The sequence below is a fragment of the Clostridium swellfunianum genome, from assembly GCF_023656515.1.
Lineage (GTDB): Bacteria > Bacillota > Clostridia > Clostridiales > Clostridiaceae > Clostridium_AT > Clostridium_AT swellfunianum.
Map to the genome: position 1 here is coordinate 509,803 of NZ_JAMOFV010000006.1, position 17,232 is coordinate 527,034.

11 protein-coding genes and 1 pseudogene are annotated in these 17,232 nt (G+C 31.8%); 7 read left to right on the forward strand and 5 right to left on the reverse strand.

What is annotated here, in order from left to right:
• Positions 1-159: 159 nt before the first annotated feature.
• The 4 genes from NBE98_RS02510 to NBE98_RS02525 all read left to right on the forward strand — a co-directional run bounded on the left by NBE98_RS02510 (position 160) and on the right by NBE98_RS02525 (position 6,106).
• Positions 160-2,070, forward strand: coding sequence for an Eco57I restriction-modification methylase domain-containing protein (locus tag NBE98_RS02510; RefSeq protein ID WP_250812248.1), 1,911 nt, complete (start codon positions 160-162; stop codon positions 2,068-2,070).
• Between the two features lie 94 nt (positions 2,071-2,164).
• Positions 2,165-4,039 carry an McrB family protein gene (locus tag NBE98_RS02515; protein WP_250812251.1) on the forward strand — a complete coding sequence of 625 codons (1,875 nt, stop codon included), beginning with the start codon at positions 2,165-2,167 and terminating at the stop codon, positions 4,037-4,039.
• 4 nt (positions 4,040-4,043) lie between these two features.
• The gene (locus tag NBE98_RS02520; RefSeq protein WP_250812255.1) at positions 4,044-5,438 is read left to right on the forward strand and encodes an LlaJI family restriction endonuclease; all 1,395 of its coding nucleotides are present in this window, start codon (positions 4,044-4,046) and stop codon (positions 5,436-5,438) included.
• 473 nt (positions 5,439-5,911) lie between these two features.
• Positions 5,912-6,106, forward strand: coding sequence for a hypothetical protein (locus tag NBE98_RS02525; RefSeq protein WP_250812258.1), 195 nt, complete (start codon positions 5,912-5,914; stop codon positions 6,104-6,106).
• Here NBE98_RS02525 and NBE98_RS02530 read toward each other — a convergent pair.
• Complete coding sequence (locus NBE98_RS02530) at positions 6,090-7,007, reverse strand: DUF4435 domain-containing protein (protein WP_250812260.1); 918 nt, start codon at positions 7,005-7,007, stop codon at positions 6,090-6,092. The genes NBE98_RS02525 and NBE98_RS02530 overlap by 17 nt on opposite strands.
• Before the next feature lie 12 nt (positions 7,008-7,019).
• On the reverse strand, positions 7,020-8,381 hold the full coding sequence (locus NBE98_RS02535) for an AAA family ATPase (RefSeq protein WP_250812262.1): 1,362 nt from the start codon (positions 8,379-8,381) through the stop codon (positions 7,020-7,022).
• Positions 8,382-9,013: 632 nt separating this feature from the next.
• On the opposite strand from NBE98_RS02535, the pseudogene NBE98_RS22570 reads away from it, so the two are divergent.
• Positions 9,014-9,229: pseudogene (locus NBE98_RS22570) on the forward strand (NUDIX domain-containing protein); the annotation flags it as partial.
• 200 nt (positions 9,230-9,429) lie between these two features.
• Here NBE98_RS22570 and NBE98_RS02540 read toward each other — a convergent pair.
• Positions 9,430-9,588: a hypothetical protein gene (locus tag NBE98_RS02540; protein ID WP_250812264.1), complete on the reverse strand. Its 159-nt coding sequence runs from the start codon at positions 9,586-9,588 to the stop codon at positions 9,430-9,432.
• Positions 9,589-9,904: 316 nt separating this feature from the next.
• On the opposite strand from NBE98_RS02540, the gene hcp reads away from it, so the two are divergent.
• Positions 9,905-11,548 (forward strand): hydroxylamine reductase, encoded by a 1,644-nt coding sequence (hcp, locus tag NBE98_RS02545; RefSeq protein WP_250812266.1) that lies wholly within the window; start codon positions 9,905-9,907, stop codon positions 11,546-11,548.
• A gap of 296 nt (positions 11,549-11,844) precedes the next feature.
• Here the strand turns inward: hcp and NBE98_RS02550 are convergent, their stop codons facing one another.
• Positions 11,845-13,194 (reverse strand): MATE family efflux transporter, encoded by a 1,350-nt coding sequence (locus tag NBE98_RS02550; protein ID WP_250812271.1) that lies wholly within the window; start codon positions 13,192-13,194, stop codon positions 11,845-11,847.
• A 336-nt stretch (positions 13,195-13,530) separates the two neighbouring features.
• Between NBE98_RS02550 and NBE98_RS02555 the strand changes: the two genes are divergently transcribed.
• The gene (locus tag NBE98_RS02555) at positions 13,531-13,989 is read left to right on the forward strand and encodes a chemotaxis protein CheX (protein ID WP_250812273.1); all 459 of its coding nucleotides are present in this window, start codon (positions 13,531-13,533) and stop codon (positions 13,987-13,989) included.
• Between the two features lie 52 nt (positions 13,990-14,041).
• On the opposite strand, the gene NBE98_RS02560 is transcribed toward NBE98_RS02555, so the two are convergent.
• On the reverse strand, positions 14,042-16,969 hold the full coding sequence (locus tag NBE98_RS02560; protein WP_250812274.1) for an insulinase family protein: 2,928 nt from the start codon (positions 16,967-16,969) through the stop codon (positions 14,042-14,044).
• Positions 16,970-17,232 lie beyond the last annotated feature (263 nt).

Here is a 17,232-nt window from a genome sequence, read left to right on the forward strand (position 1 = left end):
ACTGGCCCTACTCGAATTTGATTTAAGAGGTATTCTTAGTATCTATCAAATTGGAATAGGGTCAAGTTCTTGGTAATTTATTATATTAACATCGAATATATTTAATTAGGTAGCAATACAAGGAGCAAATTAATGTTCGATGAGGGGTTAGTAAATCGAATGCAAACGATGCTTAGACAAGCTATGAGAATTGCAGAAGCTAAAGGATTTGGTAACCTAACAAATATGAAGAAAATGTTCGTGAGTACACTTTTAAAGGATATACTTTGTATATTTGAAGAGAATGCTTCATTTACATTTAATCCTGCCTTTAAAAATACTCTATTTTACACTACAAAGGATGTTGATGCGCTAACAGTAGATATTTTGGAAGAATATAAGTCTGTGTTAAGTGAGCTAAGGAATTATGAATTTTCTATTGATGAAGATGAATATTTAAGTAAAGTAACACCAAGTGCATTTCAAGATTTATATTATAAGCTATATTACCTTAGTTTAGAAGATGACAATGAGAAAAGCAAACTAGGTGTTTACTATACTACAAAAGACCTTGCTGAGTATATTGCTATAGAGAGCTTACGTAGCTATTTCAATGAAATATGTAATAATTTAGGCGATAACGTTCGGTTCAAGTTGTTCCAAGGGGAAAAGAGTGGAGTAAATAATAGTATTACAAATGCTCAAGTAAACATTATTAAAGAATGTATCAAAAATACTAAGGTATTGGATCTTTGCTCTGGTTGTGGGCAATTAATAATATCTTTTCTAAAGTATATTGATAATTTAATAGGTATAGTAGACAGCGATATAGATATTATTGATTTTATTGAATCTAACATCACGGCCATAGATATTGATGAGTTAGCAATTAGCATCTTAAAATTGAGATTATCATTTTTTTCCTATATAAGGACTAAAAATAATAAGCCAATTGATTTAACAAACATATTACTTAATGATGCTTTAGATGTTGATAACTACAAAGGAAATACTTATGATATTATTATTAGTAACCCTCCATATGTATCAAGCAAGAACTTTAATAAAAAGATAATCACTGAACGGAAGTTGATATGTGAATACTATAATCAACACTTAAATTTATACGGTTACTTTTTTCTTGTTGGAATTAGTATGGCCAAGGAAAAAGGAGTACTTTCATTCCTTAATCCAAATACGCTATTAACAGAAAATTCTTTCGAAAAAGTAAGAGAGGCTATATACTTAAATACAAAATTTACAGAAGTGTTACAGTTACCATTAGATCACTTTGAAAAAAACTTAAAGCCAATTATTATAACGCTAACTAAAATACAAGAGTTAGAGTATGGTGTTATTGAAAGAAAACTTAATAATGGATCACTTGCTGATATATATAATTCATTAAAGATAATAAATCTAAAGTCAAATTATATATATAAGGATAATTTTGAGATAAGATTTTATCCTGAAAATATTGATAGAATTATTTCAAAGATGCAAAGTAATTATAAAGATAAATTGAATAAGTACCTGGAAATAAAACAGGGCCTAGATACAATTACAAGTGCTTCTATAATGGTGGGCAGCGATAAATCAATAATTAAGTATTTAATCAATATGGAAGATGTAACTAATAAGGCTACAAGAGATGATGAGATAGAGGGTATTCCAAAGTTTTACTACTTAGATAAAAAGATTGTAGTTAAAAGAAGAGGAGTAAAAGATTTTAATTTTGCTTTAGATACGAGTAAATATGTTTGGAAGTCAAATATCATAGTATTATATCCTATAGATTTTTCAACAAACTTTGATGTTGAGTTTTTTTTAGCAATATTAAATTCTAGGTTAATTGGATTTTGGCTAAAGAATAAGGCTTCACAATCTAAAGGTGAATATAGTTTAACCAAACAAATTCTTGAAGGGATACCAGTAGTGTATGATAAAATCTCATCAATAAATATTACTAGCAAAATAAAAGAGTTTCTGCATAGCAAGGACATTAGTATTATTCAGCAGATAGACAACCTAATATACCAACTGTATGGATTAACTGAGGAAGAAATAAATATAGTAAAAAATTATTATTAAGTTATTATGGCTAGACTATCAAAGGTCTAGCTAATTATATTTTTTGAATACTTTATATATATGTGTCAAGTATATACATGGGAAGGTGATTTTTATGGAAGAAAAAAATACGCAAAAGATGGGGCCAAATGAGTGGATTATATTAGACTTAATTATAAGAAAATCATTACAACTTAGTAAGCCAATTTTGGTATATTATTCAGCAAGCACAAATGCAAAAATGCATAAAGAATATGTTGCTAATATGTTTCCTAACGAAGATATTGAGAGAATAGGTAACTTAAACAAAGAGCAGTATCTTGGGATTCCTTTAATTAGAATCAGCTTTGATTATAACAATAATAGATATAAACTTTACACAATGTCAAGTTACGTAAAGAATAATGAAATCTACAAATTTATTTTAGATAATCAACATAAGATAGTAGAATTGCATGATGAATACATAGAAACTAGAAACGGTAGCAATGAATTTAAAAATAAATTTCAAAGAATAAAAGCTGCTAGAAATGAGGAATTAATAGAACTACAAGAATGGGCTTCATGTGTAATAAAAGTTTTAAATGCGTTTATATACACTGATAAGCCTAAGAAGTCTACTACTGTTAATAAATTTAGTGAGAGTTATTTTTATAGAGATAATCTTAGTGAGATAATGGGGATAGATGCTATTAATAGCATTTTTTCAAACGTAAAAAAGGAATACGTTGATTTTTATACTTTTCTTGACAAATGTAATGAGTATTACGGTAATTATATTGAATTATATAATCAATTATTTTATCAAACTAGTATCAAAAGAAATGGTGAGACAGAGTTTAATCGGAATAGACTAATATATGGTGCTCCTGGAACAGGAAAAAGTAGTAGGTTGAAAAGAGATGCAAGATATTTATGTAAATGTAGTTCACTAAATGAAAAAGACTATATAACAAGGGTTACATTTTATCCAGAATATTCATATGGACAGTTCGTAGGTTCTTATAAACCTGTACCTATTTATTCAGATGAATTTGAAAATATAGATGTATTTTTAGATGAAAGTAGAAAAAGCTCAATAGAGAATCCACTAAAACCGTATATTAATTATAGGGTAGAACCAGGACCATTTTTAGAAACACTTATAAAAGCGACAAATAATAAAGATAAAAACTATGTTTTAATTGTTGAGGAAATAAATAGAGGCAATGCAAGTGCAATATTTGGTGATGTATTTCAATTATTAGACCGGGATGATAATGAAGAAAGTGAATATTCTATAGAACTATCCCCTACTTTGATGGGTTATTTAAAAAGTAAAAATATCACTACTGTCAAATTACCATCAAATCTTTATATTTGGGCTACAATGAATTCATCAGATGAGAATATTGAGCCAATTGATGCGGCTTTTAGGAGAAGATGGACATTAGAGTATATAGACATAAATGAAAATGAAGCTGAAGCGGACAATTGGTATATTTCATTTCCATTCTTAAAATCACATACCAAATTTGAGAAGGAAAAAATATCAGAATCGGATAGAAAGATTAAATGGAATACATTTAGAAGGGAAATAAATAGAAAGCTTATCAACAGCGACAGTCAACTAGAAGAAGACAAACTATTAGGTCCATTTTTTCTAAGAGGAAATGAGTTTAATTCTGATAATGTGATTAAGAGTAAATTGGTAATCTATTTATATAAAGAGTTGATACGGTATGGAGGAACTGACAGCGTATTTGATACAAAATATAAATCGGTAAATGATTTATTGGAAGGCTATGATTCTAAGGAAAGAGTGTTTAACTTTACAGATGATGAACTTGTTAAAATGATTAACGAGAGTATTAACGTAATAAAAAGTGGCAGTAACGATATAGTGGAAAGCACTACAAATGAGTATAGTAATGACGAAGACAGGGAAAGACAAGTAGCAATTAGTCTTAATGGAAAGGAAGTCGCTGATATTAGTGTTGATGAAGAATAATTTTATGGTAATGATAGATGGGGAGAATTATGAATTTGATAGATTAAAAGATGAAAATGGCAAAATTCTATATGGTTTGATTGATTTTTTAAAAGAGTTTGAACTAGTCGAAACTACTCATCAACGAGCAAAATTAAAATACAAGATTAGTTTTGTCGGGGTAATAACCTATAAAGAGTATGTTATTATTGTTTTACCCAAATTTTATAGCAAACTTAACATAAAGTTAGACATCAGTCTTGAAGAAATTAAAAAAGAATTAGTTCAAACAATAAGAGTATTAAGAGCTTACTCTAAGAGCAGAGAAAGTAAAGCGCAGGATTTAGAGTATCTTAATATAGAGGAGTCAAATAATGAAATTATACTGGCTGATTATATTCTAACTGATTTCATCAAAAATGGGTTGATAAATATTAGAAATATAAAAGAAACAAAAAATATAAATGCAACAGTTAATTGGTCAAAAACAGTTGAAAAAACAGCTCCAATATTTTCAGATAATACGCCTATCTATATTGATAATATAAGTTATCATCATAAAAAAAATGATGTGTTTATATGGATTCATAAAAAAGCATTAATATACTGTCATAAGAAGTACTCAAAAATTCTAGGCTATAATATAAATATTAAAGATGATATTTGTAATAACATAAAGCTTAAAGATAAAGAAATTGAGAACTTACTAAGAAAGAAGATGCTGTTAACATACAAGGAGAGAGAGAAACAGCTACTTAAGGTTCTGTATATGTTATGGAAAAATATACAGAACAAAAATATTTCAAGCAGGATTAGTTTATATGGTGTTAGAAACTTTTATAATGTATGGGAAAAAGTATGTAAACATATTCTTAGTAGCGAGGATTCATTAAAAAATAATATTGAAAAACCAATATGGTTTACAATAACACCTTATGCAAAATGTTACGCTGAGAAGACTCTTATTCCTGATGTTTTAAGAAGATATAAATCTAATTTGTTAATTCTTGATGCAAAATATCGGAATTTAGAATACGGAAAAGTTTTCAACTTTATTCAAAAGGAAACTTATTATAAAATGTTAAACAATCCTGGAGTAGAAGAAGTACTAAAACAAATTGCGTACAAACTGATATTTGAGAAAATAAAATTAGATATTGGAGTCGAAAAAATTTATAATATATTTTTGTATCCTAAGGTGTTTAATGATAATAATATTTTTCAAATTATTGGTGGAGTTAACTTAGATTTTATATGGAGCTTAGAAACGGAATATGTTGCAAATGTTTATGTTTCCGCTGCTAAGGCGATGGATATGTATATAAATAAGGAAAGGCTAAGTGAGAATAGTGTTAATGAGTTTATTGAAACATTAAAAAGATTTGATGTTGATTATATTATTGCTAGTAGAAATAAATGAAAGATTATAAGCTCACGACGTACTGAAAATAGGTATATCAATTGTTATTAGTAGCAATTGATATAAGATGTAAATTTGTTAATTGTGCCGCAGGAAAATATAGTGAAAATTAAATTCAGAATATTATTGACTTGAAGCGTAATGAGACTAGCATAAAATCTCAACTTACGCTCCAAGTCCATAATTTTGTTCTGGTTAAAGTTCTTTAAATATAGATCAATCCGCATTCCTATACTTTAATAAAATTTATAATATCATACATATCTAAGTAATTGTATGAATTTGTATGATGGATTTTAAATATGTTCCTGGAGTAAAGGTTACATATATTACTAGTTAATAATTTCTGGTAATTACAATAAAAGCTTAAGATAACTTTCAAATACTAAAAAGGCTCTAACTTGTTTTTAGAGTCACAGAAATCTGAATATGTATAATTAAGTATGTCAACAATCTAATAGGAGGTACAAATTATGAGTAAGAACATTAGGGTCGGATCTAAAATATCTATTGTTGGGTTACTGCCATTTGAATTTAATAATTACTTAGACTACAGCCAACAGTACACTATTGTAAATATTAACTATTATAAGGCATACCCCATAACTATTTATGCTGATTCAAGACTGATATGCCTCACACTAGAAAATATTATGCTAATAGACTAATTCTTTCTTTAATATACTTCACTTCATTTTCATCATATTCACTTAGAAGCATACTTATAATTTGACCTAACTGAAAATTACTTTTAATCTTATATAGACATTTATCATGCTTTCCCACCTTGCAATACTGACACTGGGTTACTTTATTATCTTTACACGCAGTACTTAGTTCTTTTATGTTGTTATAAATCCTATCCGCATAAACGTGGAGAAGCCACTTACCCTTAGCAATATATCTTAAGTCTCCCATACTTATACTATATTCACTAGCAAATGTATCTAGCTCTGTCTTTTTTTTAAATATATTTTCTTTTAAAATATTAACATAATCTTTTGCGAATATCTTGCCGGGTTTTTGTTTATACCTTACTACACTTCTATAATTTTTATCACAAGCAAATTTAAGAGCCTCAAGGCTAAAGTAAAATAGATTTAAGTAATCTGCTTGCAAGTCTTTTTCAATAAATTCCAAAACGCTTCCATCAAGCATTTTCTGACTAACACTTGTAATAGCTGGTAATATACTAGTTAAACCATGTCTATTTGCCAAGTGGCTCTCATAGGAGTAATACTTTAGAATAAATAGAGATGTTAGATTTGGAATACAATTTCTATAAAACCTAGAGTCTCTATCTACAATTCCAAGTAAATAATTCTTATTACTTTCTTTCTGATTTAGAATTGTTTGAATATCTTCAATAGCTTTTATCACATTATCGCAGCCCTCAGAATAGCTATAAATATTTTCTACTGCAATAACTTCAGTATCTTTTTTTATATGTTCTGATAGCATTTGATAAAAGGAAATATCATCTGCTCCCTCCACAATGATAAAAGGAACTTCTGACATTATAGCTTCATTTAGCAATTCTTCTATAGTACTTTCCATATTCTCATGCATTTTAACTTCCTCCTAATCCAATTTCACCAGGTAGTTAGTGTGGTTTCTACCTATGATTGCACTATGGGAAGCGACTATTATTTGCGAGTCTGGAGCAACTTTTTGAAGTATATTCAGTATTTCTCTTTGCCACTTTATGTTTAACGATAACTCAGGCTCATCTATCATTAGGATATCTCTATGATTACCTTCAATTAAAAATATTGTTAAGAATGATAACAGATGTTTTTCTCCACTAGATAACCCATTTAAACCATGTGTATTTTCTTCGCTATTAAATTTTATTATTACTCCATCCTTATTAACAACAAGTTTCTTTTTACTAACTATTTGACTATTAAAGATAGTTTCCAGCGTATTAATTGACTCCAGAATCGCCTCTTCCTCCTTCAGCTCTTGGATCATTTTCACTAGTAAACTAAGCAATAGCTCATTGTTTTTACATTCATTTATTATCCTAGGTATATTGTTCCTCTCAAGGATGTCTATAATGTTTTTTTGAAGCATATTATCTCCTGTATCACGTAATGCCTCTAATAATTTGTCCCTATTTTCGATAAGTAAATCATGAAAATTTTGCGGGATATCATGGATTTTATTATTCTCTGACTCTCCTGAATAAATGGCATATGATAACGTCTCAAATAGAGCGTTTTGTACTCTTTCTATCTTCTTTAGATTAGCTAGCCTATATCTATTGTATATTAGCTCTTCTATTGTCTCCATGTCTAATTTATCTAATATACTATTTTTGCTAGATAGTTTAGATACTTTTTTTCTATTTGAATATGAACCTATTCTAAACTTATGCTGCCTATTTAGAAAATCAGCTAGTTGTTCAGAAAGTGAAGTCAACTCACGCCGTTCCATAATTCTATACCTTCTACCTAAACTTGTATTCATGAAAAAGTCTTCAATTTGCTCTGGTAGTACATTAACCGTATTCGTTATACCTCTATTTACTCCAAATAAGATTGAAGAGACATCTTTTATTTTACTATCATCATAGTTTTTCCAATTGTATTTTTGAATTAAACCATTATTTATTATTTTATATTTTCTTGCAAAGGGATCCTCATCTTCAACTAGATATTCTTTTCTAACTCCATCAAGGTCTTCATAATCATAATTCCTTTCAATGGTAATTCTTCTAGACTCACCATTTTCTGATACATAGAGTTCAATTACAGAAATATTTTCATTAATTAATGTTTGTTCATCTTTAACTAATATAGCATGCAGAACCTTTAAAAGGGATGTCTTACCACTTCCATTTTCCCCATAAATAATGGTAACAGCCTCATCAGAAAAGCTAACATCAATTATCCTATTCTTGTCTTTAAATCCATACAGTTTTATTCGTTCAAACCTCATATCAAATCTCCTAAAAATATTTATAAATGTTTTAATGACTTTTAACATCAAGTTATTAATGTTAAGAAATCATTGTCATTACTTGGATATAACTTTATAATTATCCTATTAACTTCATTTACTTAAGTAATATTCTCTATTTTTTTTCTAATTCCTTCATAATATGTTGTTATATAGCATAAATTAGCAGTTTTTTTAGTAAACAGTAAAATCTAGGTGATTTGTGGTAAAATGCAAAATTCACTCATTATTTAGGAGAGTGAAAATATAATAACTAAAATATATTTTAAAAAGCTCGTCGCTCCACTCCTCACAAAGGTGGCAGGAACCACCCGAGTTTAGTCTAAATTTGTTGCAAAAATGCTGTTAAGCCCAAAGCTTCACAGCATTTTTATTCTGCAAAATTCTAAACTCTCGAAGATTTTTCACTATAGTAAACAATACATCAAAGCAAAAAATAATATATAATATTATTAAAAACTTCACTGTAGAAGGAGCTGTCATATCAAATGGACTATGTAAAATACATAAGAGACAAAGTAGGAACTGATGCGATAAATTTAACTGGAGTTAATGTACTTATAATAAATGATAAGGATGAAGTTCTCCTTTAAAAGAGAGGCACTTTCCCATTTAAATGGGGGCTAATTGGAGGCATTAATGAGCTTGGAGAATCTCTTGAAGACACAGCAGTAAGGGAAGCCAAAGAAGAAACCAACCTGAATATTGAAGACCTAACCTTCTTAGGAACAACTTCCGGCAAAGACTGCTATATGGAATTTCCAAGCGGAGATAAGGCTTACTTTATAACAATAGGTTATTACACTAAGACCTATTCTGTGAGCTGAAAATAGATAATGTAGAAACGAAAGAATTGAGATTTTTCAGTTATGAAGAGCTGCCAGAAAACATACCAAACAGTCATAAGAAAATGCTGGATAAGTACTATTTACAATAAAATATTTGTTTCTTCAGTAAAAATAGAAGCAAAAAACTGTGAGGTCTACTAGACTTCACAGTTTTTATATTCTGATAATATGAATTAGCTCTAACCAAACAGCCCGCCAGTTTTCTTATTGCTCTTAACCTTGGTGGCACCGCCGCCTACAGACTTCGTACTTGGAATTAGCCTTCCACCTTTGGAGGAACCCTTTTTCTTCTTTTCTTCTATAAGCTTTTTCATCATCTCAACATTTTTGTCTGACATCAATATTCACCCTTTAATATTTATTTTATTCCTTCAGAAAGCGTCACACCACTAACACAGATTATATAAGGATTATCTTCTTTTGACAACCCGTCTAGGAAGACAATCGCAAATAAAATCCCTGCCAAGCTCCTTCGACTATATAAAAAGAAAAAAGAATCTTACATTTCATGGAAAATTTCTTTCAAAGCTGTATCTTTATATTTTTTCACACCACTATTTATAATATTTTTTTAGAATATTGCATAAATTTAAAGGAAAATGCTAATTAATATCGAATATTATATAAAAATTTATATTAAAAGGAGCTGGGTAAATGGAAAATTTAATGTTCTGTTATCAATGTGAGCAAACTGTAGGAGGTAAAGGCTGCACTAGAGTTGGAGTATGCGGAAAGACACCTGAAATTGCAAATCTTCAAGACTTATTAATTTATCAATTAAAAGGTATTTCCTGCTATGCTAAGGCTTTGATTGAGAAAGGAAAGACAATTGATAAGGAAATTGTTAAATTCGTAGAGAACTCCTTATTTACAACTTTAACCAATGTAAATTTTGATCCAGATGTTCATTTAGCTTTACTTAAGCAGTCGCAAAAGGTAAAGGAAGCTTTAAGAGAGCAGGCTCCTGAAGGAAATTACCCGGAAGCAGCCACTTACAATTTAAGCGAGACTAAGGAAGAGATGTTAAGGGATGCAGTTAAGGCAGGTATTATGTATGACCAAACCTTAAACGAAGACGTCCGTTCTTTAAGATCAACCATACTATATGGCTTAAAAGGTGTAAGTGCCTATGGACACCAAGCGAGGTTTATTGGCTTTTCAAGCGATAAGGTTGATAACTTCTACTTTTTAGGATTAGAAGCAACCACAGATGATTCTTTATCTGTTGAGCAGTTAATAGACGTAACTATGAAGGTAGGAAATGCAAGCGTGGAGGTTATGCAAACTTTAGATAAAGCAAATACTACTACATACAGTAATCCATCGCCTCAAAAGGTAAATGTTAATGTTAAAAAAGGACCCTTTATTATAATATCAGGCCATGACTTAAGAGACTTAGAAATGCTTTTGCAGCAAACAGAGGGCAAGGGTATCAACATCTACACCCACGGAGAAATGCTCCCATCACATGGTTATCCTGAACTTAAGAAGTATAAGCACCTTGTTGGAAACTTTGGTTCAGCATGGCAAAATCAACAAAAGGAATTTGCCAATATACCAGGTTGTATATTAATGACAACAAATTGTATGATGAAGCCAAAGGATTCTTATAAGGATAGGATATACTCAACCAATGTGGTAGGCTGGGATGGAGTACAGCATATCAAAACATTAGAAGATGGAACAAAAGATTTTTCTGAGATGATAAATAAAGCTCTTGAGCTTGGTGGTTTTGAAGCTGACGAAGAAGTGAAAGAGATACTTGTAGGTTTTGGTCATCATGCAACTCTATCCAATGCAGAAGCTATAGTAAATGCAGTGAAGGAGGGAAAGATAAGACACTTCTTCTTAATAGGAGGCTGCGATGGTGCAAAGCCTGGAAGAAATTATTATACTGAGTTTGCAGAAATTGTTCCAGAGGATTGTGTGATTCTAACTTTAGCCTGCGGAAAGTATAGATTCAATAAACTAAACTTTGGTACAGTTGCAGGCCTGCCAAGACTTCTAGACGTTGGACAATGCAATGATGCTTATTCAGCAGTTAGAATAGCTACTGCACTTGCAGATGCCTTCAATACTGATGTGAATTCACTGCCTCTTACAATTGTTCTATCCTGGTACGAGCAAAAGGCAGTTGCAGATTTGCTTGCATTATTATCCTTAGGAATTAAAGGAATGTATCTAGGACCTAGCTTGCCGGCTTTCCTTTCTCCAAATGTGCTTCAATACTTGATAGACAATTTTGACTTAAAGCCAATAAGCAATGCACAGAGTGACTTGGAGGAATCACTAAGGTAAGTATATAAGCTTTTAATGGGGGATGTCCCAAAATATGTTGGTACAAAAGCAGCTGAAATATATAAAATATGCTGTATGAGCATTTAGCGAAGCCTAGAAGGACTTAGCGAAAGAAAAGCCACAAACCTTAGTGTTGTTCGTTTGTTTGAGGTACGAGTTTTACGAAAACACTTGGTTTGTGGCTTTTCTGAGCTTAGAGCTTCTTGCACAGCGGTCAGCTCATTAAGCATCTTTTATATATTTCGGTGGTAATTTTATGCTAAACTATATTTTGATGCAGCCCCTTTTAAACATTTCTAAACCTTTTGTTCAAGCCTTTTGAATCTCTTCTTGAATAAGAACATTAGAAGAGTCCCATCAAAAATCCACTGTACAGCAGTTATCCACCACACATATACAACGGAAACCTTTAGTATAAATACAAGGTAGTACATAAGAGGCAGCCTTACAATCCAACTTGAGATTAGAGAAACACTAAAAGGAGTTTTTGTGTCTCCGGCACCCTTAAGCGCTCCACCAAATATCATTGACAAGGCCATGAATGGTTGCTCTATTGAGGCAACCATTAGGCACAAGGCTCCTAAGCGTATAACTTCTGCTTCATTGCTATTTATGAAAAGATTGATTAAGGTGTTTGGAAGCAGAAGAAATAATAATGAGCAAAGGGTCATAATACCAGTTCCAAGAATAGTACAAGTGTATGCATATTCTTCAGCAGCTTTGTAGTTTTCTTCTCCTATCTTATGTCCAACCAAGGTGGTTGCTGCAACAGCAAAGCCCCAGCCTGGCATAAAAGATATTGACTCTATGGTTGTTGTAATTTGATTTGCAGCAAAAGCTATGGTTCCAAGATACATTATAAAAAAAGTGCTTAACAGCCTGCTAACACTAAAGGAAGCTTCCTGCAGGGACGAAGGTATAGAAAGCTTTAATAGTGCTGTCAATTCCTTAAGGTTAAAATTGTGTATGTACTTAATTCTAAGTTTAATTTCTGATTTCTTAATGATATATATAAGCAGAATTACAAAGCCTGCAATTTGAGAAGCAGCAGTAGCTATAGCTGCGCCTCTTATACCCATTTCAGGGAAACCAAATCTGCCGAAGATTAGTATCCAATCCCAAACTATATTTATTACATTTACAACTACTGAAACATAAAGAGGGGTTTTTGTGTTTCCATAGCCTCTTAAAACAGCGCTAAATATATTTGCAATCATATTGAAAAAAACTCCAATAGAAACTATTCGCATATAGATGACTCCATATTGAATAACCTCGTCAGTAGCACCAGCTAAAGCTAATATGTTTTTGCTGAAGGCAAAAAGAACAAAGGCTATTAAAAAGGAGACAAAAGTACCTATCGAAACTCCCAAGGTGGCATATTCTTCAGCAAGAGCAAACCTCTTAGCTCCCACATTTCTAGCAACAAGCGAAGTAACACCTACGGACACACCTACTGAAATAAATATACCTGTCAAAGTGTAGGTTATTTCAGAACTTAGACCTACGGTGCTGACAGCAACATTTCCTCCGTATTTTCCAACCATCATAGTATCAAAAACCCATATCATCATATATAGTGTCATCTCTCCAACAGCGGGCAGAGCAAGAGACAGCACTTCTTTAACTGTTGTTTTTCTAAGCATAAAAATATCCTTTCAATCATAAATTTATATTTACAATATTAACCTATGTGAAGTTATAAAACAACTATATATAGTGTATTGGAACTTTTGCATTAAATATAATATAGTAAAATATTTGTCGACATTTGTTTAAATTTTGTGTAATACTGTGATAATATATAAATATAAAAACTTATTTCAAGGTAAATGAGTTATTTAGCTAGAAAAAACTTTCTTCTGGGAAGATTTAAAAAGCATGAAAAGGAAATATGAGGCGCTTTTTAATAAATGGAGTTAGTTTGGGAAAAATAAATTAAGTGACTATTAAAGATAAGATAGTGAAGGACGGTAGAAAATATGAAAGCAGAATATTTGAATCCCTTCTTAAAAGCCTTTGATAATGTAGTAGAGCAAGTTATAAATATAAAAGCTGAAAGAGGGAACCTTTTTATAAAAGAGGGCAGTGTTAAATCGGGCGAGGTAGTTATAAACATAGGTGTTACGGGTGACTTAACTGGAAGTGTAATACTTAATATGAGTGAGTGTGCAGCAAAGTTTGTCGCTTCAAAAATGATGTTTGGAATGGAAGTTAAAGAACTTGATGATATGGCAAAGAGTGCTATCTCTGAGCTTGGAAATATGATAGCAGGTAACTCAGCAGGCTTTTTCATGGAAATGGGAAAAAATATTAATATTACCCCTCCAAGCATGTATACTGGCAGCAATATGACTGTGTATGCTTACAAAGGCAAGACACTTTGTGTACCAATGAAAATTGAAGATCAAGTTGTAGAAATAGATATATCACTTTATTAATTTGCTGTTGTATTAAAAAGTCTGAAGCTGTTTTAAGCTCCAGACTTTTGGTTTATTCAAATATATTCATTGTGCTGCCAAACAAATCTTTGCTGGCTTTGATTTTTTCTTCGCTTCCAAGCACGCAGAAGTAGTTTTGTTTCATACCTTCCGAAATTACCGGTGCAAGTTTTCTTATTGCTTCCTTATTAGTGCTTAAAATTTCATTTCTTTCCTTCTGTACTGATTCATGCTTTATATTTCTAATATAGTATTCATCAGATACAATACCCTTCATTGCAGGGCTTAAAGGAGAATCTACCTCGCTTATTGTTCCGATTATATATTTAGTCATTTCACGAGTATCAGCATCAAAGTTTTGAACAAAATCTGCTGCCTTGTCATAGGCAACAAGAGTTTCAGAAAGATTAGGATCGCGGTAGGAAGTAAATACTGTGTTTCCACCCCATTGGAAGTTTGAGAAAGCACCGTAAGCACCACCTTGAACTCTAACTCTGTTCCATAGATAATCAAAGCCAACTATAGTTTTTAACACTTGAAGAGTTCCTGTATAGTTATAGCCTAAGTCTCTAAAGTTAAAGGCTTTTGCTACATATTGAACCTTTGAAGAGGTCATTAGACCTTCGTTTAAAGCTTTAGCTTCAAAGCTGTACTTGTTTTGCTCAGGCTTTTGGTCGCCTAATCTATCATATAAAGCTGTAAAGCTTTGCTCAAAGTCTCTATAATCCTTCTCATCACCGGTAAAGCTTAGCAAAACAATTTCTTTGTTAAATATAAGCTTTGATAAAAGTTTGAAGCTCTCAACTATTTCGTTAAAACGAGCATCAAAATTATTATCTAAATCAGCAATAAACTTATAGAAGGATAAGCCTATAAGAGTTTCCTCATATTTAGCAATTGGTGAGAAATAAGAACTTGCACGTTTTGCAGCAACAGTATGACCCCTTTGTAGCATTCTCATTTCCATACGAGACTTCATTTCTTGAAGTATTTCCTTTATGCGCTTTTTATCTTCATAAACTGTACTGCTTAGTATTTCGCCTATTATCTCCATTAAATCAGGAAGCTTTTTAACTAAAGCTTTTGCTCTAACAGAGAATTTTGGATAGAATATTTCGCTGCTTCCGCATTCTGCAAAAGCTTCTCCGGAGAAGCGTATTCCACCTGTATTAATATTTATAATGTTTGAAAGTTCTTCATAGCCGTATTTTTCTGTACCTATCTTTCCAAGTACAGAAGATAGAAGGCTGATGTACGGAAGTTTGTCTTGAGGCACTACTGTGCTGTCAAAATACATATTTACATAAGCTATACCGCTAGTGAATATAGGATGAACAAGAGTTTTTAATCCCTTTATAGATTTTTCCTCAAGTGGAAGCTCCTCAGATTTAGGATCGATATCCTCTAAAGAAAGCAGAGGGATTTTTTCTAAGGTTGCTTGAGAATCTGGTGTTTCTTGTCTTACCTTAAGCTTTGCGGTGTTATCTATTATCTTATTTAATTCAGCTTCTGATAAGCTAGCTTTGTAGTCAGCAAGCTTCTTTTTAAGTTCTTCAGCCTTTTGCTCCCCTAAGCCTTTTTTAGGATTAACTACAACTAGAGAGCTGTGAGTATTGTTTAATAAATACTGCTCAATTAGCTTTTCGAAATAATTTGAAGTCAAGGCTGTTTTAACCTTTGCTAATGCTTCTTCATACTCTAGGTGAAGCACTGGATTTTCTCCATAAAGCCAGCTGTCCATGCACTTGATTCCATAAACTAGACCCTTTGGATAGCCGTCAAATTCAGATTCTCTAAGCTGGAATTCCTTAATGTTTATAGAGGATTCTACAAGCTTTTTATCAATTCCTTTTTCTACTAAGCCTTTAAGAGTATCAAAAACTACCTTTTTAAATTCTTCTATTTTGCTTTCACTGGAGTTCTTAACTACAACGCTGAAGGTTGGCTGCAGTACACTGTTGTCAAAGGAACCGAACACATCCTTACCTAAGTTAGCATCAATAAGAGCCTTTTTAAGCGGTGCAGCAGGGGTTTCAAGAAGCAAGTGCTCTAGTATGTCAAAGGCATAGTAAAGCTCGTTGTTTGTTGCGTCTCCCACTATAAAGTTTAGGCTTAGGAAGGCCTTATCCTCTTCCTTTTCATTTTCTGAAATAGGATAATCTAAAACAACTTTTCTTACCTCATTAAAAGGCTTCTGATAAGGTATTTCGGATTCAATCTGGATCCTGTCAAAGTCTTTTAAGTATTCACTATCTATAAAGCTTAACTGCTCAAGTATGTCCATGTCTCCATATAGGAAGATATAGCTGTTTGATGGATGATAATATTTTTTATGGAAGGACAGGAATTGTTCTTGAGTTAAATCTGGAATTACCTCAGGATCTCCGCCAGATTCAAAACCATAAGGCGTATCAGGAAACAAAGATTCCTGAACCTTTCTCATAAGTATAGATTCAGGTGAAGAAAATGCACCTTTCATCTCGTTGTATACAACGCCTTTATAGGTTAATTCGCTATCTTTATCGTCAAGTTCATAATGCCAGCCCTCCTGCATTAATATTTCAGGAGTCTTATAAATGTTAGGATATAAAACCGCATCCAGATAAACGTCCATAAGGTTTCTAAAGTCCTTATTGTTTCTGCTGGCTACAGGATACATTGTCTTGTCTGAGAAAGTCATTGCGTTTAAGAAGGTATTAAGCGAACCCTTTATAAGCTCTACAAAAGGCTCCTTAGAAGGAAATTTTCTTGAACCGCAAAGCACAGAGTGCTCCAGTATATGAGGAAGTCCTGTGCTGTCCTCTGGAGGTGTTCTAAAGCTTATAGAGAAAACTTTATTGTCGTCTTCATTTTGAAGATAAAATAATCTAGCCCCGCTTTTTTCATGCTCGAATAAACTTGCAGTAGAGTTGATTTCATCAATATGCTTTTGCTCTAAAAGCTTGAAGCCATGATAAACTTTCGATGTTTCAAGTTTCATATAAAATAGCTCCTTTCTAAATTGCATTACCACATAAATTTATATTGTCCAAATTATGGGGCAATTATTATATATTCTATTTGCGGTAAAAAATTCCTCTAATCTTTGCTAATAAATTAGTCTATGTTTTAAAATAGTGTTGATTTATAGAGGGGCAATTTCATCTAGGAAGTCGTTCGCTGCAACAAGAAAGTCTAAGCTTTCCTTTGTTTTGAAGTCCTAACCCTTCTGAATTCCTTATACTGTGCGTAACGATTATTAAT